This window comes from Pseudomonas cichorii, from assembly GCF_003700275.1.
GTDB lineage: Bacteria > Pseudomonadota > Gammaproteobacteria > Pseudomonadales > Pseudomonadaceae > Aquipseudomonas > Aquipseudomonas cichorii_B.
Genome location: NZ_RBRE01000035.1, coordinates 180594 through 198490 on the forward strand (window position 1 = coordinate 180594; position 17897 = coordinate 198490).

At 58.4% G+C, this 17897-nt stretch carries 16 protein-coding genes and 1 tRNA gene; 11 read left to right on the plus strand and 6 right to left on the minus strand.

Features of this window, described 5'->3' with window-relative positions; translation table 11 throughout:
* Nucleotides 1-87 precede the first annotated feature (87 nt).
* The 5 genes from ALQ04_RS08690 to ALQ04_RS08710 all read right to left on the minus strand — a co-directional run bounded on the left by ALQ04_RS08690 (nt 88) and on the right by ALQ04_RS08710 (nt 4008).
* Nucleotides 88-163 (minus strand) — tRNA-Gly (locus ALQ04_RS08690).
* Between the two features lie 61 nt (nt 164-224).
* Nucleotides 225-785 carry a CDP-diacylglycerol--glycerol-3-phosphate 3-phosphatidyltransferase gene (gene pgsA, locus ALQ04_RS08695; RefSeq protein WP_122315343.1) on the minus strand — a complete coding sequence of 187 codons (561 nt, stop codon included), beginning with the start codon at nt 783-785 and terminating at the stop codon, nt 225-227.
* A gap of 32 nt (nt 786-817) precedes the next feature.
* Nucleotides 818-2641 (minus strand): excinuclease ABC subunit UvrC, encoded by a 1824-nt coding sequence (gene uvrC / locus ALQ04_RS08700; RefSeq protein WP_122315344.1) that lies wholly within the window; start codon nt 2639-2641, stop codon nt 818-820.
* Between the two features lie 2 nt (nt 2642-2643).
* The gene (gene uvrY / locus ALQ04_RS08705) at nt 2644-3288 is read right to left on the minus strand and encodes a UvrY/SirA/GacA family response regulator transcription factor (protein ID WP_025260379.1); all 645 of its coding nucleotides are present in this window, start codon (nt 3286-3288) and stop codon (nt 2644-2646) included.
* 354 nt (nt 3289-3642) lie between these two features.
* Nucleotides 3643-4008, minus strand: a complete 366-nt coding sequence (locus tag ALQ04_RS08710) for a helix-turn-helix domain-containing protein (RefSeq protein WP_122315345.1) — start codon at nt 4006-4008, stop codon at nt 3643-3645.
* Nucleotides 4009-4090: 82 nt separating this feature from the next.
* On the opposite strand from ALQ04_RS08710, the gene ALQ04_RS08715 reads away from it, so the two are divergent.
* The 10 genes from ALQ04_RS08715 (at nt 4091) to ALQ04_RS08760 (ending at nt 16208) form a co-directional block, all read left to right on the plus strand.
* Nucleotides 4091-4324, plus strand: a complete 234-nt coding sequence (locus ALQ04_RS08715; RefSeq protein WP_122315346.1) for a DNA-binding protein — start codon at nt 4091-4093, stop codon at nt 4322-4324.
* 708 nt (nt 4325-5032) lie between these two features.
* A complete protein-coding gene (locus ALQ04_RS08720) occupies nt 5033-6115 on the plus strand; it encodes a 3-deoxy-7-phosphoheptulonate synthase (RefSeq protein WP_122315347.1) in 1083 nt (360 codons plus the stop codon).
* 20 nt (nt 6116-6135) lie between these two features.
* Nucleotides 6136-6480: a peptidylprolyl isomerase gene (locus ALQ04_RS08725; RefSeq protein WP_259644977.1), complete on the plus strand. Its 345-nt coding sequence runs from the start codon at nt 6136-6138 to the stop codon at nt 6478-6480.
* Between the two features lie 178 nt (nt 6481-6658).
* On the plus strand, nt 6659-8527 hold the full coding sequence (locus ALQ04_RS08730; protein ID WP_122315349.1) for an extracellular solute-binding protein: 1869 nt from the start codon (nt 6659-6661) through the stop codon (nt 8525-8527).
* Complete coding sequence (locus ALQ04_RS08735; protein ID WP_122315350.1) at nt 8528-9592, plus strand: microcin C ABC transporter permease YejB; 1065 nt, start codon at nt 8528-8530, stop codon at nt 9590-9592.
* The gene (locus ALQ04_RS08740) at nt 9592-10614 is read left to right on the plus strand and encodes an ABC transporter permease (protein WP_122315351.1); all 1023 of its coding nucleotides are present in this window, start codon (nt 9592-9594) and stop codon (nt 10612-10614) included. Before ALQ04_RS08735 ends, ALQ04_RS08740 begins: the two co-directional genes overlap by 1 nt.
* Before the next feature lie 53 nt (nt 10615-10667).
* Nucleotides 10668-12245 (plus strand): ABC transporter ATP-binding protein, encoded by a 1578-nt coding sequence (locus tag ALQ04_RS08745; protein WP_122315352.1) that lies wholly within the window; start codon nt 10668-10670, stop codon nt 12243-12245.
* A gap of 52 nt (nt 12246-12297) precedes the next feature.
* A complete protein-coding gene (locus tag ALQ04_RS08750; RefSeq protein WP_122315353.1) occupies nt 12298-13710 on the plus strand; it encodes a sigma-54-dependent Fis family transcriptional regulator in 1413 nt (470 codons plus the stop codon).
* 334 nt (nt 13711-14044) lie between these two features.
* Nucleotides 14045-15436: a GntP family permease gene (locus ALQ04_RS08755; RefSeq protein ID WP_122315354.1), complete on the plus strand. Its 1392-nt coding sequence runs from the start codon at nt 14045-14047 to the stop codon at nt 15434-15436.
* Between the two features lie 10 nt (nt 15437-15446).
* Entirely contained in the window at nt 15447-16208 is a 762-nt protein-coding gene (locus tag ALQ04_RS08760; protein ID WP_122315355.1) for a 3-hydroxybutyrate dehydrogenase, read from the plus strand.
* Between the two features lie 111 nt (nt 16209-16319).
* Here ALQ04_RS08760 and ALQ04_RS08765 read toward each other — a convergent pair whose 3' ends face one another.
* Nucleotides 16320-17477, minus strand: coding sequence for a PilT/PilU family type 4a pilus ATPase (locus ALQ04_RS08765; RefSeq protein WP_122315447.1), 1158 nt, complete (start codon nt 17475-17477; stop codon nt 16320-16322).
* Nucleotides 17478-17607: 130 nt separating this feature from the next.
* Between ALQ04_RS08765 and ALQ04_RS08770 the strand changes: the two genes are divergently transcribed.
* Nucleotides 17608-17883, plus strand: a complete 276-nt coding sequence (locus ALQ04_RS08770) for a peptidylprolyl isomerase (protein WP_122315356.1) — start codon at nt 17608-17610, stop codon at nt 17881-17883.
* Nucleotides 17884-17897 lie beyond the last annotated feature (14 nt).

The following is a 17897-nucleotide window of genomic DNA, read 5'->3' on the forward strand; positions in this document are numbered from 1 at the left end:
GAGGTTTCTGACGCGAGGAAGAACAGAACCAAATTTAAAAACGCAAAAAAAAAAACGCCACTCTATTGAGTAGCGTTTTTTAAATACTGGAGCGGGAAACGAGACTCGAACTCGCGACCCCGACCTTGGCAAGGTCGTGCTCTACCAACTGAGCTATTCCCGCTTGGTGATGGCCGCCATTCTATACGCTATCGTTTTTTCGTCAAGCCCTTGATTCAAAAAACTTATTTCTTTTCGGCAGTGGTTTTCAGATGAGGCCAGGCGGCTCTCAGGTACTGCACCATCGACCACAAAGTCAGCCCTGCCGCGACCAGCAACAATGCATAACCCAGAATGACCCAGAACGTGACGGCAGGAGGATTGGCCAGCAGGATGACCAGCGCCAGCATCTGTGCCGCCGTCTTCCATTTGCCCATGTTGGAAACCGCTACCTGGGCACGGGCACCTATTTCAGCCATCCATTCGCGCAGTGCCGAGATCACGATCTCGCGACCGATGATGACCGCTGCCGGCAGGGTCAGCCACAGGTTGGCATGGGTCTGAACCAGCAGCACCAGCGCAACTGCGACCATCAGCTTGTCCGCCACCGGATCGAGAAAGGCACCAAATGGCGTGCTTTGTTCGAGACGACGTGCCAGATAACCGTCAAGCCAGTCGGTCGCCGCAGCAAATGCGAAGACAGTACTGGCCGCCGTATAGCTCCAGTGATAGGGCAAATAGAACAGCAGAATGAAGATCGGGATCAGTAAAACACGTAGAACGGTAATCAGATTAGGGATATTCATCGGCACAACTGGCTACGAGGTGAGCGGGCATTCTACTCGCTGTGCAGGTTTGCATAAATCGACTCTGCCAGCTTTTTGCTAATTCCGGGTGCTTTTGCTATTTCATCGATGCTGGCACGGGCCAATTCCTGCAATCCACCGAAGTGTTTGAGCAGATCGCGACGTCGTGTCGGGCCCACACCGGCAATACCTTCAAGGGTCGAGGTGCGACGTGTCTTGCCCCGCCGCGCCCGGTGGCCGGTAATTGCGAAACGGTGAGCCTCGTCACGGATCTGCTGGATCAGGTGCAAGGCCGGCGAGTCACCCGGCAATGTGAATTCATGGGCGGCATCATTGAGATACAAAGTCTCGAAGCCGGCCTTGCGGGTCGTGCCCTTGGCAACACCCAGCAGGATCAGATCGGGAACCGCCAGTTCATTGAGCACATCGCGCGCCATCGACAACTGGCCCTTGCCACCGTCCACCAGCAGGATATCGGGCAACTTGCCCTCGCCGTCCTTGATCTTGCTGAAGCGCCGGGTCAGGGCCTGATGCATGGCGGCATAGTCATCGCCGGCCGTCACACCTTCAATGTTGTAGCGCCGATAATCGGCCTTGATCGGTCCTTCCGGCCCGAATACCACGCAGGATGCTACGGTCGCCTCGCCGCTGGAATGGCTGATGTCATAACACTCAAGCCGCTGCGGTGGCTCATCGAGCTTGAGAACCTTGGCCAGCGCCTCGAATCGTGCGGTCACGTGCTGCCGGTTGGCCAGGCGTGCGCCAAGGGCCTGCTCGGCATTGGTCACCGCCAGTTGCTGCCAGCGTGCACGAGTGCCACGCACCCGGTGGCTGATGGTTATCTCGCGACCACGGGACGCCTCGATGGCATCGATCAGGGTCGGGAAGTCCTCATGAAGCACATTGACGATCACCTCGGCGGGCAATTCACGATCAACGCCACCGATAAAGTATTGCGCCAGAAAGGCCGACATGACCTGGCCGACTTCCTCGTCGATCCCTACCTGCGGGAAGAAATTCTTGCTACCCAGCACACGCCCACCACGAACGCTGATCAAATGCACACAGGCGCCGCCTGGATTGACGAACGCCGCCACCACGTCCACGTCTCCGGTTCCGCCTTCCATGCTTTGCTGATCCTGAACCCGGCGCAGCAAGGCCACTTGATCGCGCAACTCGGCAGCCCGCTCGAAATCGAGGGCCATGGCGGCCTTCTCCATCGACTCGTTCAGTTCATCGGTCAAGGCATTGCTGCGCCCTTCGAGGAACATCACCGAGTGACGCACGTCCTCGGCGTATACCTCCGGCGCCACCAGCCCGACACAAGGCGCCTTGCAGCGCTTGATCTGGTACTGCAGACAAGGTCGGCTGCGGTTCCTGTAATAACTGTCTTCGCACTGGCGAACCAGAAAGGTCTTTTGCAGCAGGCTCAGGCTTTCACGAATTGCGCCAGGGCTTGGGTAAGGACCGAAATAACGGCCCTTGGCCTTTTTTATGCCCCGGTGAATGCTCAGGCGTGGAAACCCACCATCGGAGAGAAACACATAAGGGTAGGATTTATCGTCGCGCAGCAGGATGTTGTACGGAGGCCGCCACTCCTTGATGAGGGTCTGCTCCAGCAACAGCGCTTCGGTTTCGTTGGCCGTGATGGTGGTTTCGATCTGGGCGATTCGGCCGACCAGAGCGTTGGTCTTGGGCGAGAGGCCAGTCTTGCGAAAATAACTGGCCAGGCGTTTCTTGAGGTTCTTGGCCTTGCCGACATACAGCAACTGGGCCTGGATATCGAACATGCGATAAACGCCGGGACGGCCGCTGCATGTTGCAAGAAACGCACTTGGATCAAACGATTGGGTCATGTTCAGGCGCTGGCATCAACCATGCCGTGACGTACAGCCAACAAAGCAAGTTCGACATCACTGCTGATCGAGAGCTTCTCGAAAATACGGTAGCGGTAAGTATTAACCGTCTTGGGTGACAAGCATAGCTTGTCGGAAATGGTCTGGACCTTCTGGCAGCCGACAATCATCAGCGCAATCTGGATCTCGCGTTCGGAAAGCAGATCGAACGGTGAATTGTTGACCTGCGGCTGAAAGGACTTGAGTGCCAGTTGCTGGGCGATCTGCGGGCTGATGTAGCGCTGACCGGCAAATACCAGGCGAATGGCCTGAACCATTTCCGCCAGCCCTGCCCCTTTGGTCATGTAACCAGCGGCACCGGCCTGCAGCAAGCGCGTCGGGAAAGGATCTTCCTCGCAGACTGTCACGGCCACGACCTTGATTTCCGGATGGCTGCGCAGCAACTTGCGAGTCGCTTCAAGACCGCCGATGCCGGGCATCTTAACGTCCATCAAGACGACATCGGGTTTGAGCTCGCGGGCTTTCTTCAAGGACTCTTCACCAGAGTCAGCCTGACCGACAACCTGCAAGCCGTCTATGTCCGCAAGCATGCGAGTGATGCCCGTGCGAACAAGATCATGGTCATCGACAACTAGCACCCTAATCAAGCAGACACCTCACGCAACAGTCATAACGAATGCCAACCACCATAACAAAAACCATGAGTCAGACCTAGGGTCTGTTGCCGTTTCAGTAGAAAGCAGATTGCTACATCGGTTTCATGAGGCCAGACGGTGGACACCGCCCCTTCGAGCCTGTGAAACGCAACATGAAGAGATTTTCGCGCAATCCGGGTCAATTACCCGAGGGCTCTGGTACGTACGTACTGAAAGACAGCGAACCCTGGCACAAGGCAAGATCCGGCTCACATCGCTATGTGGACAGCGTTACCAACAAACTATCACTAACCCATTAAGACGCCAGAGTTTTTTCTCGAAAGCGCTCAATTGGCAAATCTGCCATCAGTGATCGTCAGGCAACGATTTATTGTGGATGCTGTAGGAAGCCGATAGTTCGGCCAGAGTTATGGTCAAACGGCTTATTGCATCCTGATCCTCCTTGTGCAACGTTCTGTAGCTGCCCAGAACCTTTTCCTCGGCCGTGCTGAGGTTGTCGATGGGAATCGGCGTGGGCGTTCCGGTCAGCACGTACAGCACATCAACACCCTTGGCCGCGACGGCTGCAAGATAGTCAGCCTTGGGCGCACGATCACCACTTTCATATTTCCCCTGGGCATTAGCTTCCACGCCACCGATTTCACCGAAGGCGCGTTGAGAAAGCCCCAGGCGCTCTCTTTCTTTTCTTAATCGGTATCCAATTCCACTCATTTGAATGCATAACCTTGTTGACCCCATTCTTACGAATGGTAGAATCCAGCCAGAATTAAACTTATTTGAACGGTTTTGAACTATGCCCGGAATACGTACTGCTGCACAAGCCAAGGCCTGGCTCGAACAACAGGGAAAATCTGTTCAAGAATTTGCTCGGGAAAACAGCGTTGACCCCGCAACCACTTACCAGGTACTGGCAGGTCGCAAGAAAGGTCGGCGCGGAGAAGCCCATAAAGTGGCGGTTTTACTGGGCATGAAGATAGGCGTCATCCCTTCGCAGAGCAGTGGCCCAGAACAAGAAAGTAATGACTGAGCATATATACCACTCACACAACTGCAATTGCTGACGCAATAATCCGACTGCCGGTGTCGACTTTTCTGACAGAACCTGTCCACAGCAAAAAAACCTTTTAAACTCAGGCTCACAAGTTCAGGGGCCTGAGGCGGCGCTTATGCAATACAGGCAATCAATTCAGCGGATTGAATTTTCCAATTGAATCAGCGCACATCCCTGCGGTAAGCTCGCTTTCAACCCACGGAGACATATCATGTTGCCATCCGCCACAACACAGCTTCTGCACCCTGCCCGCGTTGAACGCTCGGTAGCGGGCGTTGCTGCGCGGATTGCTTCGGCTGCTGTCTGCCTGCCGGTCAACTTTTATTATGGGTATTGGTTTAGCCACTGGCGCGCCTGATACCCAACAAGGCGCCCAGATTCAGGGGACGCCAACCAGAGAATTCTCTACCCCCGGTCGGCTACCCGACCGGGGGTTTTGTTTTTTGGGCCACAGCAAACCCGATTGAATTCATTTGAGGAATACGACATGAACAGCACTTCTTATTACCGCAACGACATCGACTTCGCCTGGCGATTTAGCAATCTCCGTTCGGGACAGCCAGCCGCCTCCGATCGGTCACTGCCAGGTGGCAATTCCAAACGCATGGCCAGCCAGGCCAATTGTCGAACACCCCAATAGGGTCTTGAGCGGGAACACACCCGCCAGCCCCAGGAAAGCCGATCATGAACTCGTCCGTTGCCGTAAAACCGTCCGACCTGTCCAGCAGCACTGTCACCCTGCTCGACAACCTGCCTGCCCCAACGCGCCTGCCCAGCACCCTTGAGCTGAAAAGCCGCCTGCCTCTGGATGCCGCCCTGAACGAACAGGTCGCCGCCCACCGCCGCGCCGTACACGCCATCTTGACCGGTGAAGACTCTCGCCTGCTGGTAGTCATGGGCCCCTGCTCTCTTCACGACCCGCAATCGGCCCTTGAATACGCCGAACGCCTTGCCTGCCTGGCTGCCGAAGTCAGCGACCAGATGCTGCTGGTGATGCGCGCCTACGTCGAAAAGCCGCGCACCACCATCGGCTGGAAAGGCCTGGCCTATGATCCACAGCTCAATGGCAGCGATGACATGGCCGCAGGCCTGGCGATGTCGCGCCACCTGATGCGCGAAATGCTGTTCATGGGCTTGCCGATTGCCACGGAAATCCTGCAACCCATGGCGGCTGGCTACTTCGATGACCTGCTCAGTTGGGTCGCGATTGGCGCACGTACCACCGAATCGCAGATTCACCGGGAAATGGCCAGCGGCCTGCCCATGGCGGTCGGTTTCAAGAACGGTACGGATGGCGGCGTTGCGGTAGCCAGTGATGCAATGCGCTCGGCAGCCCACCCCCATCGCCATTTCGGCATTGATCGGCATGGCCATCCGGCGATCATCGAGACTCAGGGCAACCCGGACACTCATATTGTCCTGCGCGGCGGTCATCGCGGCCCCAACTACGACAGCCAGAGCGTGGCCCAGGTGCGCGCCAGCCTTGAAAAGCAACGAATCGCGTCAAGGATCATGGTTGACTGCAGCCACGCCAACAGCGGCAAGGATCCGCTGCGCCAGCCTCAGGTCTTCAATGACGTACTCGAACAACGCTTGCAGGGCGACCAGTCGCTGATCGGCATGATGCTGGAGAGTCACTTGTTCGAGGGCTGCCAGCCATTGAGCGAAACGCTCAAGTACGGGGTTTCCATCACCGATGGCTGCCTTGGCTGGGAGGCCAGCGAACAGCTGTTGCGCGGTGCAGTGGACCGTTTGCGCTACAGGTAATCGGTTGGCGATGAACTTTTATCAGGAAATGCAGCCTTGATTCCGGTAGGCTCTTTCTTTTTTTTGACAGGAGAAACTTTCCCATGGCTAAAGCCACTGCCCGCCACATCCTTGTTTCGAGCGAAGACAAATGCAACGAACTCAAGGCTCAGATCGAAGGCGGCGCCGATTTCGCTGAGATTGCCAAGGCCAACTCCAGCTGCCCGTCGAGCCGTCAGGGCGGCGACCTGGGTTCGTTCGGTCCTGGCCAGATGGTCAAGGAATTCGACACCGTCGTTTTCAGCGCGCCAGTCAATGTCGTGCAAGGCCCGGTGAAAACCCAGTTCGGTTATCACCTGCTGGAAGTGACCAGCCGCCAGGACTGATCCTGCTGCGCTGATTCACAAAAAACGGCTCATCTTCGGATGGGCCGTTTTCATTTGTGCGGTTACAAAGCCGGTGCGATCCGGTACCTTGGCAAACGACTCTGTCCCCTCAGAAAACCCACAGATTATGCCTTTAACCCTGATATTCGCTCGCGCGACGTCAGTCAGGACTCACTTAATGCGTTCTGCTTTCCTATCGTTGATGGCTACAACTCTGCTGCTGATCACGGGTTTTCAACAGGTGCTTGCGGCACCACAGCATGCCTTGACCGTTTATGGCGAAGCGCCACGTTACCCCGCCGGCTTCCAGCATTTCGACTATGTGAATCCCGATGCCCCCAAAGGTGGCAGCATGCGCCGCTCGGCGCAGGAAATCGGCCAGTTCGACCATTTGATGCCGTTCACCGATAAAGGCATCGGCGTTTCGCAGATCAACGGCATGCTGTATTCACCGCTGGCAGTCAAATCGCTGGATGAGCCTTACACGGTCTATGGACTGGTCGCACAAAAAATGGAGCGCTCGGCTGACGGACTGTCCTTGCGTTTCTATCTGGAGCCCAATGCGCGCTTTGCCGATGGCACGCCGATCACGGCCAATGACGTGAAATACACCTATGAGCTGCTGATGACCCAGGGCAGCCTGCAATACCGCACGCGCTTTGAAGCGGTGAAAGGCCTGGAAGTGGAGTCTGCGAGCCGGATTCGCTTTGACTTCAAGAATAACGATAACCGCACCCTGCCACTGGATCTGGCCTCGCTGCCGGTGTTTCCCGAACACTGGTGGAAAACCCGTGACTTTGCCGGCGGCGCAGGCTTCGAGATCCCGCCGGGCAGCGGGCCTTACACGATCAGCCGGGTCGATCCGGGACGCAGTATCACTTTCGAGCGCGACCCGAACTGGTGGGGCAAGGACCTGCCGGTCAACAAGGGCATGTACAACTTCGACCGGTTCAGCATTGAATACTTCGGTGATACCGATGTGGCGCGCCAGGTGCTCAAGGGCGGTGCCTACGACTACAACCGCGAGTATTCGGCCACCGGCTACTCGATCCGCTATGACAGCCCGGCGTTGAGCGAGGGCCTGTTGCAAAAGGCTCATCTGGCCAAGGGCGCAGTGCAGAGTTCGCAGGGTTTCGCGTTCAACCTGAACCGGCCGATGTTCCAGGACCGCCGCGTGCGTCAGGCGCTGTCTCTGCTCTGGGACTTCGAGTGGGCCAACCGGCAGATGATGCGCAATATGTACATCCGTCAGGACAGCTATTTCTCGAATTCGGAACTGGCAGCCAGCCAGTTGCCAACCGCGGCCGAACTGAAGATTCTCGAACCCTTGCGCGGCTCGATCCCCGACGAAGCCTTTACCACGGTCTTCAGGAGCCCGAAAACCGACGGCACGGGCTTTATTCGCGACAAGCAACTGCAAGCGCTGGCGTTGTTGCAGGAAGCCGGCTGGAAACCCGAAGGCGATCAACTGGTCAATGCCCGGGGCGAGCCGTTCAGCTTTACCTTTCTCAATGGCCAGCCCGGTTTCGAGCGCCTGCTGCTGCCTTACAAGCGTAATCTGGCGCAGATCGGCATCCACTTCGAGGTGCGCCGGATCGATGCCGCCCAGTACCTGAACCGGGTCATGGCCCGTGATTACGACATGATCGTCACTGGCTATAACGTCTCGACCTCGCCGGGGGCGGACCTCTACAACAACTTTGGCTCCAGAGTGGCCAACGACCCGGGCTCCAGTAACTACATGGCGTTGCAGGACCCCGCCGTGGACAGCTTGATAGAGGGGCTGGTCAAGGCCAGCGACAAGGCGACCATGACCGATTACGCCCACAGCCTGGATCGGGTGCTGCAATGGAATTATTACTGGATACCCAATTATTACCCCCCAGGTGCATCGACCGTCTGGTGGAATCGCTTCGGTATACCGAGAATCCAGGCCAGCAATAGCGAAGCCATCGAAACCTGGTGGGAGATCAGCCCCACACCGCTGAATAATCAACAGTTCGCAGCAAAACGCGGCGCTTCAGCCCTTGTTTCGGAGATGCAGTGAATGCCTGGTTATGTCCTGCGCCGCCTGCTGCTGATCATTCCTACACTGCTGTGCATTCTGCTGGTCAATTTCTTTATCGTACAGGCCGCCCCTGGCGGGCCGGTGGAGCAAGCCATTGCCCGCCTGCAAGGCATTGGCGGCAGCAATGTCGGAGCCACTGCAACAGAATCGGTCGCCACTGGCCAATCCAGGGCTTCGCGGGGGCTTGATCCCAAGCTGATCAAGGAAATCGAGCGCCAGTACGGTTTCGACAAGCCGCTGCATGAACGACTGTGGCTGATGCTGAAAAACTACGCACGGCTGGATTTCGGCAACAGCTTCTTTCGTGGCGCCACGGTGACCGACCTGATCCTGCAAAAGATGCCGGTTTCCATTTCCCTCGGACTGTGGGCCACGCTGCTGACCTATCTGATATCGATTCCCCTGGGCATCCGCAAGGCCGTCCGGCACGGCAGCCCGTTCGATATCTGGAGCAGCACCGCAATCATCATCGGCTACGCCACGCCCGCCTTTCTGTTCGCCATGCTGCTGGTGGTGGTGTTCTGCGGCGGCACTTCGCTGCACTGGTTCCCGGTACGCGGCCTGGTATCGGATGATTTCGAGCAGCTATCGGCCCTTGGCAAGGTCGCCGATTACTTCTGGCATCTGGTACTGCCGGTATCGGCGCTGGTCATCGGTGGCTTCGCGGCCCTGACCCTGCTGACCAAGAACGCCTTTCTCAATGAAGTCACCCGCCAGTACGTCACCACCGCGCGAGCCAAGGGCATGAGCGAGCGACGGGTGCTCTACGGCCATGTGTTTCGCAATGCCATGTTGCTGGTGGTGTCCGGCCTGCCTCAGGCTTTTATCAGCGTGTTCTTTGCCGGGTCGTTGCTGATCGAAGTGATTTTCTCGCTCGATGGCCTGGGACGCATGAGCTACGAAGCTGCCGTCTCGCGGGATTATCCGGTGGTGTTCGGCTCGCTGTTCATCTTTACCCTGTTCGGCCTGCTGATAAAGCTGGCAGGCGACATCTGCTACACCCTGGTCGATCCGCGAATCGACTTCAGCGCGAGGAATGCCTGATGCGCAGACTTTCGCCGCTGGCCCAGCGCCGCCTGGAGCGCTTTCGCGCCAACCGTCGTGGCTGGTGGTCGTTATGGCTGTTCTGCACCCTGTTTGCCCTGACTCTGGGTGGCGAACTGATTGCCAACGACAAACCGCTGCTGGTGAGTTATCAGGGCTCGCTCTACTTCCCTGCCTTCAAACGCTATACCGAGCAGGAGTTCGGCGGGGAACTGCCCTTCCAGCCCGATTACCGCAGCGAATATGTCCACGAACTCATCGAAAAAGGTGATGGCTGGATGCTGTTTCCACCGATTCCGTTCAGTGCCGATACGCCCAATTACGACCTGGCGGTTCCGGCCCCCAGCCCGCCTTCGGCCAGTAACTGGCTGGGCACCGACGATCAGGCTCGCGATGTTCTGGCACGGGTTATCTTCGGCGCGCGGGTGTCGATCCTGTTCGCCCTGATCCTGACCGCCATCAGCGCCCTGATCGGGATCGCGGCCGGTGCCTTGCAGGGTTATTACGGTGGCTGGGTGGACCTGATCGGCCAGCGCCTGCTGGAGGTCTGGTCCGGGTTGCCGGTGCTGTATCTGCTGATCATCCTGTCCGGTTTTGTCGAGCCAGGTTTCTGGTGGCTGCTGGGCATCATGGCGCTGTTTTCCTGGCTGACGCTGGTGGACGTGGTACGTGCCGAGTTCCTGCGTGGCCGCAACCTGGAATACGTCAAGGCTGCCCGTGCCCTGGGCCTGGGTGACCGCAAGGTGATCGTGCGGCATATCCTGCCCAATGCCATGACCGCGACCCTGAGTTACCTGCCCTTCATCCTTACCGGTGCCATTTCGACCCTGACCGCGCTGGATTTCCTCGGTTTCGGCATGCCGGCCGGCAGTGCTTCGCTGGGCGAGTTGATCGGCCAGGGCAAACAGAACCTGCAGGCGCCCTGGCTGGGTCTGACAGCCTTTTTCGCCCTGGCGTTGATTCTGACGCTGCTGGTGTTCATCGGTGAGGCGTTACGTGATGCCTTTGATCCCCGATCTTGATCCTCGATCTTGATCCCCGATCGTGATTCGAGCCCCTTATTCGAGCCCCTGAAATGTCAGAAAAGCTGATCGAAATCCGAGACCTGAACATCGCCTTCGCCGGGCAGAAGGTCGTCAGCAACCTGAGCCTGGATATCCGTGCGGGCGAATGCCTGGCGCTGGTGGGCGAATCCGGCTCGGGCAAGTCGGTGACTGCGCATTCGATTCTGCAACTGCTGCCCAAAAGCGGCACCACCACGACCGGCAGCATCACCTATCGTGGCCAGCAACTGATCGGCGCCAGTGACCGGAGCTTGCGCGAATTGCGCGGCAACCGGATTGCCATGATCTTTCAGGAGCCCATGACTTCCCTGAACCCGCTGCATACGGTCGCCCGGCAGATCGGCGAAACGCTGCTGTTGCACCGGGGCATCAGTGGTCGGGAAGCGCAGAAACGGATCCTTGAACTGCTGGAACTGGTGGGTATCCAGCAGCCTGAAAAGCGCCTCAAGGCTTACCCTCACGAACTCTCCGGCGGTCAGCGCCAGCGAGTGATGATTGCCATGGCGCTGGCCTGCGAACCGGAACTGCTGATTGCCGATGAGCCGACCACCGCGCTGGATGTCACCGTGCAGCGCAGGATTCTGTTGCTGCTCAAGGAACTGCAACAACGTTTGAACATGTCGTTATTGCTGATCAGCCATGATTTGAATCTGGTCCACAGGATTGCCCAGCGAGTGTGCGTGATGCGCGCCGGCGAAATCGTCGAGCAGGCCGATTGCCAGTCGCTGTTCAAGGCCCCGCAACACCCTTACAGCCGCTTGTTGCTCGATGCAGAGCCCGCCGGTGAACCCTTGCCACGCGACTCCCGGGAAAAAGTACTGGAAGTCGAGAACCTGCGCGTCTGGTTTTCCCTGGCCAGTGGCATTCTGCGCCGCCACAAGGAATACCTGAAGGCCGTCGACGATGTCAGCCTGAGCATCGAGCGCGGCAAGACCCTGGGGATCGTGGGAGAGTCCGGCTCCGGCAAGTCGACACTTGGTCAGGCAATCCTGCGCCTGCTGGAGTCTCGTGGCAGTATCCGCTTTCGGGGTCAGGCTCTGGACGGCTTGAGTCAGAAGCAGATGCGCCCCTGGCGCAAAGAGATGCAGGTGGTCTTTCAAGACCCCTACGGTAGTCTCAGCCCGCGCATGTCAGTGGCGCAGATCATCAGCGAAGGTCTGGAGGTTCACCGGCAACTGGATGCCCCGCAGTGCGAAGCCGAAGTCATCCGGGCGCTGGAAGAAGTCGGTATTGATCCGCAGAGCCGTCATCGCTATCCCCACGAGTTCTCCGGCGGTCAGCGCCAGCGTATTGCCATTGCCCGCGCCCTGGTGCTCAAGCCGGCCCTGATCCTGCTCGATGAGCCGACCTCGGCACTGGATCGTACGGTACAGAAACAAGTCGTTGCGCTATTGCGCGAACTGCAGGAAAAACACGGCCTGACCTATCTTTTCATCAGTCACGACCTGGCCGTGGTCAAGGCCCTGGCCCATGATCTGATCGTCGTCAAGGACGGCAAGGTCGTCGAACGCGGTGCCAGCCACGATGTCTTCGCTTCGCCACAGCATCCTTACACCAGGGAATTGCTGGCGGCAGCGCACCCAGGATAAAAACAGGCATTCTGTTCGGCCAGACGCCGGGGTCAAATGACGGAACATCCCCATGAAAGACAACACTCTCAGCGACTACCAAAACATCCAGCGGCTTGCGACCCGCTCGCTGTTCGAGATCATCGAGCAGTCCAGCGAAGGCACGGTGATCGTCGACAAGGATGCGCGCATTGTCTGGATCAATGAACGCTATGCCCGGCGCTTTGGCCTGCACGATGCCAGCCTGGCGATTGGCCAACCCTGCGAAAGCGTGATTCCCGGCAGTCTGTTGCGTCAGGTGGCGAGCAATGGACAACCGATCCTGCTGGACATGATGGACACGGCAAAAGACCCGCTGGTGGTCATGCGCCTGCCAATCCATGACAACGAAGGCGCAGTGATTGGCGCCATCGGCTTCGCGCTGTTCGACCAGTTGCAAACCCTGTCGCCCCTGCTCAAGCGCTACCTGAGCATGCAGCAGGAACTGGCCAGTACCCGCTCGCTGCTCAAGGCACGGCAGGCAAAGTACAGTTTTGCGCATTTCATCGGCATCAGCGAAGCGACCCTGGAAGTCAAACGCCGTGCCCGGCGCAGTGCAAGTGCCGAATCGCCGGTCTTGCTGCTCGGCGAGACCGGTACCGGCAAGGAACTGCTGGCGCATGCCATCCATAACGCATCGCCGCGTGCCGACAAGCCTTTTGTCAGCATCAACAGCGCGGCCATCCCAGAAGCGCTGCTTGAAGCCGAGTTTTTCGGTACGGCCCCCGGTGCCTTTACCGGTGCAGTGCGCAAGGGGCGCTCGGGCAAACTGAAAATTGCCCAGGGCGGTACGCTGTTTCTCGATGAGATCGGCGACATGCCGCTGGCCTTGCAAAGCAAGTTGCTGCGGGTGCTACAGGAAAAGGAATACGAACCTGTAGGCTCCAATGAAGTGTTCCAGAGTGATGTGCGTCTGATAGCCGCCACGTCCACCGATCTGGAGGCGGCGATCAAGCGTGGCGAGTTCCGCGCCGATCTCTATTACCGTCTGAGCGTCCTGCCGATTCAGGTCCCGCCCTTGCGCGAGCGCCTGGAAGACCTGCCAGTGCTGAGCGAAACCATCCTCGAAGAACTGCACAGCCAGCATGAGCTGGAAGCCAATGCCCTGAAGCTGCTGGCACAACATGCGTGGCCGGGCAATATCCGTGAGCTGCGCAATGTTCTGGAACGTGCGGCCCTGCTCAGCGACAACCTGCAACTCACGGCCAAGGACATCCACGCCGCCATCGGCACGCTACTGCCGGTGAGTGCCGGCAGCGCTCGCGATAACCGTCCGCAGGCTCAGGAAACCTTCAGCCAGGCCCGCCAGCGCTGTGATCGGCAACTGATCGAAACCACCTTGCTGCAATGCGCCGGTAATGTGGTGCAAGCCGCCCATCAGCTCGGCCTGGGCCGTTCGACCCTGTACAAGAAGATGGCGATGCTGGGGATTGCCGAGTCTCAATAAAGGGAGACGAGTCTCTTTTCAGAGACTCCAGGCCCTGTAGAGCGGATTTATCCGCGAAACCCGCGTGCCAGAAGGTGCAGGTTGGCTGGGTGTACGGGCTGTTCGCGAATGAATTCGCTCCCACGGCGGTGTGGAATGTCTCGATTGGGGGACGCTGGCTGAGCTTAATCCCAGCAATTCTTTTATATATCAATAACTTATATTCATGGCACGAATCCCGCTATGACCATGCGGCGGCTTGACCGTACCCATAAAACAATAACAGTACAGACGGCGGGAAAACGCAGCCTGACCGAGCGCAGTAGTTTTCACACCGTCTGTAAAGGATATTTCCATGAGCGTACTGATTGCTCTTGCAGCGCTGACGCTGCTGATGCTCGCCGCCTACCGTGGTTATAGCGTCATCCTCTTTGCCCCCATTGCCGCTCTAGGTGCGGTGCTGTTGACCGATCCTTCAGCGGTGGCGCCTGCGTTTACCGGGCTGTTCATGGACAAGATGGTCGGCTTCATCAAGCTGTATTTTCCGGTGTTCCTGCTCGGCGCCGTGTTTGGCAAGCTGATCGAGCTTTCCGGGTTTTCCCGCTCAATCGTGGCAGCCGCCATCGGCGTGCTGGGTACGCGCCAGGCCATGCTGGTGATCGTGCTGGTCTGCGCCCTGCTTACGTATGGCGGCGTGTCGCTGTTCGTCGTGGTGTTTGCGGTCTATCCGTTTGCTGCCGAGATGTTTCGCCAGAGCAATATTCCCAAGCGCCTGATTCCGGCGACCATCGCCCTGGGCGCGTTCTCGTTCACCATGGATGCCCTGCCCGGCACCCCGCAGATCCAGAACATCATCCCCACGACCTTTTTCAATACCACTGCCTGGGCCGCGCCATGGCTGGGTCTGATCGGCACTGTGTTCGTGTTCAGCGCCGGCATGTTGTACCTGCAGCGCCAGCGCAACAAGGCTGTACGTGCCGGGGAAGGTTATGGCACTGAACTGCGCAACGAGCCGGAAACCGCTGCCGATCTCAAGCTGCCCAACCCGTGGATCGCGCTGTCGCCGCTGGTGCTGGTCGGAGTCATGAACCTGCTTTTTACCTGGTGGATTCCACAGTGGTACGGCAAGACCCATACCCTGACGCTGCCGGGTCTGGCAACACCGATCCAGACCGAAGTCGCAAGGCTGACAGCGATCTGGGCCGTGGAAGCCGCGCTGCTGGCCGGGATTGTGATGGTGCTGATATTCGGTTTCAGTGCCATTCGCAGCCGACTGGCCGAAGGTACCAAAAGCGCAGTGAATGGCGCATTGCTGGCGGCCATGAACACCGCTTCCGAATACGGCTTTGGTGCGGTGATCGCTTCGTTACCAGGGTTTCTGGTCCTGGCCAATGCCTTGAAAGGCATTCCGGACCCGCTGGTCAATGAGGCGATCACCGTAACCTTGCTGGCCGGGATCACCGGCTCGGCCTCTGGAGGCATGAGCATTGCGCTGGCGGCGATGTCCGACAGCTTTATTGCGGCCGCCAACGCCGCGAATATCCCGCTGGAAGTCCTGCATCGGGTCGCGGCCATGGCCAGCGGCGGCATGGACACACTGCCGCACAATGGCGCGGTCATCACCTTGCTGGCGGTGACCGGGCTGACGCACCGCGAAGCCTACCTGGACATCTTCGGTATCACCCTGATCAAGACACTGGCGGTTTTTGTCGTGATCGCAGCGTTCTATGCCACTGGCATCGTTTAAGGAGTCGATCATGAATCTGCAAGGAAAAACCGCACTGGTCACAGGTTCTACCAGCGGCATCGGCCTGGGCATTGCCCTGAGCCTGGCCAAGGCGGGAGCGAACCTGATCCTCAACGGTTTCGGCGATGCTTCGGCGGTGACCGCTCAGGTGCAACAGTTTGGCGGCAGCGTCGGCCATCATCCGGCCGATGTCAGCGATCCGGATCAGATTGCCGAGATGATTGCATATGCCGAACGCGAGTTTGGCGGAGTCGACATTCTGGTCAATAACGCCGGTATTCAGCATGTGGATGCGGTGGAGGATTTTGCGGTCGAGCGCTGGAATTCAATCATCGCGATCAACCTGTCTTCGGTGTTCCATACCACGCGCCTGTGCCTGCCGGGCATGCGCAGCAAGGACTGGGGGCGGATCATCAATATCGCCTCGGTGCACGGGCTGGTGGGTTCGACCGGCAAGGCGGCGTATGTCGCGGCCAAGCATGGGGTCATTGGCCTGACCAAGGTGGTGGGTCTGGAGACGGCTCGCAGTCAGGTGACCTGTAATGCCATCTGTCCGGGCTGGGTGCTGACGCCGCTGGTGCAGCAACAGATCGACAATCGCCAAGGCGATCCGGCTCAGGCTCGTCATGAGCTGCTGGCCGAGAAACAACCGTCGCTGGATTTCGTCACCCCGCAGCAACTGGGTGAACTGGTGCTGTTCCTGTGCAGCGATGCTGCCACCCAGGTCCGCGGCGCAGCCTGGAATGTCGATGGTGGCTGGTTGGCGCAGTGAACACAATCTGTGTGTGTTTAGTCTGTGTGGGGACGGATTGATCCGCGAAGACAGTATTACGGCCGGCAAATTCTTATCGGTTTTACCGGCCTCTCGCGAATAAATTCGCTACTACTCGTCCTTCTCGTCCACCAGCCCCCAATCGGACATCTTCGCCGAGCCGGTGCCCACTGGTGCAGGCGGTGCGGTGGTCAGGTTGCTGACCCCGCCTTCGCCATGCAGCTTGAGACGTAGCCTGACGTTGTTCATCGAGTCGGCATTTTTCAAGGCTTCCTCTTCACTGATCGCCCCTTCCACGGCCAGATTGAACAACGCGGTATCGAAAGTCTGCATGCCCAGGCTGCCGGACTTCTCCATGATGCCCTTGAGCTCGGTCAACTGGTTACGCTGGATCAGGTCACGAATGGTCGGCGTGCCCATCATCACTTCCACTGCCGCACGGCGCTTGCCATCCGGAGTCTTGACCAGACGCTGGGAAACGAACGCCTTGAGGTTGTTACCCAGGTCGTGCAGCAGTTGCTCGCGGCGTTCTTCCGGGAAGAAGTTGATGATCCGGTCCAGCGCCTGATTGGCGTTGTTGGCGTGCAGGGTCGAGATAGCCAGGTGACCGGTATCGGCAAAGGCCAGCGCATGCTCCATGGTTTCCCGGTCACGAATCTCGCCGATCAGGATCACGTCCGGTGCCTGGCGCAGGGTATTTTTCAGCGCTGCGCGGAAGCTGCGTGTATCAACCCCGACTTCGCGCTGGTTGACGATGGATTTCTTGTGCCGGTGGATGAACTCCACCGGGTCTTCGATGGTGATGATATGGCCACTGGCATTGCGGTTGCGGTAATCGATCAGCGCCGCCAGCGAGGTGGATTTACCCGAGCCTGTCGCGCCGACGAACAGCACCAACCCGTGTTTTTCCATGATCACATCGAGCAGGATCGGCGGCAGGTGCAGATCCTCGAAACGCGGGATGTCCAGCTTGATGTTACGCGCGACGATGGAAACCTCGTTGCGCTGCATGAAGATGTTGATCCGGAAACGACCGATACCGGCCAGCGACACTGCCAGGTTCATTTCCAGCTCACGCTGGAATTCCAGCTTCTGCTCCTCGTCCATCAGGCCCTGGGCGACCAGCGCCACTTCACCGGGCTTGAGGGTTTCGGTGCCCAGCGGCTTCAGTACGCCATTGAACTTGGCGCACGGCGGCGCTCCGGTGGAAAGATAAAGGTCCGATCCGTCCTGGCTGGCCAGAATCTTCAACAACGCCGGGAAATCCATAATCAACACCGCACAGGAAAATGTGAAAACGTTTGTCTGCCCTTCAGTTCAACAACGTTCCAGGAGCAGATTTATGCAACCGCACAGGACAGGCATAATGGCAGCCTTTTCTGACAGGTGATATTGCGACATGAAAGCCCAAGCCCGCCACATTCTGGTGAAAACCGCTGAAGAGGCCGAACAGCTCAAGCTGCGTATCGCCAAGGGCGAGGCCTTCGACGTGCTGGCCAGAAAGCATTCAACCTGCCCGTCCGGCAAGCGCGGCGGCGATCTGGGTGAAGTGCGGCCCGGGCAGATGGTCGGGGCCATCGATCAGGTCATCTTCAAGAAACCGCTGCGCACCGTGCACGGGCCGATCAAAAGCAAGTTCGGCTATCACCTGGTTCAGGTGTTTTACCGCGACTGATCCGGCTTCGGGTT

Excerpts from the sequence above, each read along its gene's own strand:
- pgsA (WP_122315343.1), bottom strand. The coding sequence starts at position 785 with ATGAATATCCCTAATCTGATTACCGTTCTACGTGTTTTACTGATCCCG.
- uvrC (WP_122315344.1), bottom strand. The coding sequence starts at position 2,641 with ATGACCCAATCGTTTGATCCAAGTGCGTTTCTTGCAACATGCAGCGGC.
- ALQ04_RS08710 (WP_122315345.1), bottom strand. The coding sequence starts at position 4,008 with ATGAGTGGAATTGGATACCGATTAAGAAAAGAAAGAGAGCGCCTGGGG.
- ALQ04_RS08715 (WP_122315346.1), top strand. The coding sequence starts at position 4,091 with ATGCCCGGAATACGTACTGCTGCACAAGCCAAGGCCTGGCTCGAACAA.
- ALQ04_RS08720 (WP_122315347.1), top strand. The coding sequence starts at position 5,033 with ATGAACTCGTCCGTTGCCGTAAAACCGTCCGACCTGTCCAGCAGCACT.
- ALQ04_RS08730 (WP_122315349.1), top strand. The coding sequence starts at position 6,659 with ATGCGTTCTGCTTTCCTATCGTTGATGGCTACAACTCTGCTGCTGATC.
- ALQ04_RS08735 (WP_122315350.1), top strand. The coding sequence starts at position 8,528 with ATGCCTGGTTATGTCCTGCGCCGCCTGCTGCTGATCATTCCTACACTG.
- ALQ04_RS08740 (WP_122315351.1), top strand. The coding sequence starts at position 9,592 with ATGCGCAGACTTTCGCCGCTGGCCCAGCGCCGCCTGGAGCGCTTTCGC.
- ALQ04_RS08745 (WP_122315352.1), top strand. The coding sequence starts at position 10,668 with ATGTCAGAAAAGCTGATCGAAATCCGAGACCTGAACATCGCCTTCGCC.
- ALQ04_RS08750 (WP_122315353.1), top strand. The coding sequence starts at position 12,298 with ATGAAAGACAACACTCTCAGCGACTACCAAAACATCCAGCGGCTTGCG.
- ALQ04_RS08755 (WP_122315354.1), top strand. The coding sequence starts at position 14,045 with ATGAGCGTACTGATTGCTCTTGCAGCGCTGACGCTGCTGATGCTCGCC.
- ALQ04_RS08760 (WP_122315355.1), top strand. The coding sequence starts at position 15,447 with ATGAATCTGCAAGGAAAAACCGCACTGGTCACAGGTTCTACCAGCGGC.
- ALQ04_RS08765 (WP_122315447.1), bottom strand. The coding sequence starts at position 17,477 with ATGGATTTCCCGGCGTTGTTGAAGATTCTGGCCAGCCAGGACGGATCG.
- ALQ04_RS08770 (WP_122315356.1), top strand. The coding sequence starts at position 17,608 with ATGAAAGCCCAAGCCCGCCACATTCTGGTGAAAACCGCTGAAGAGGCC.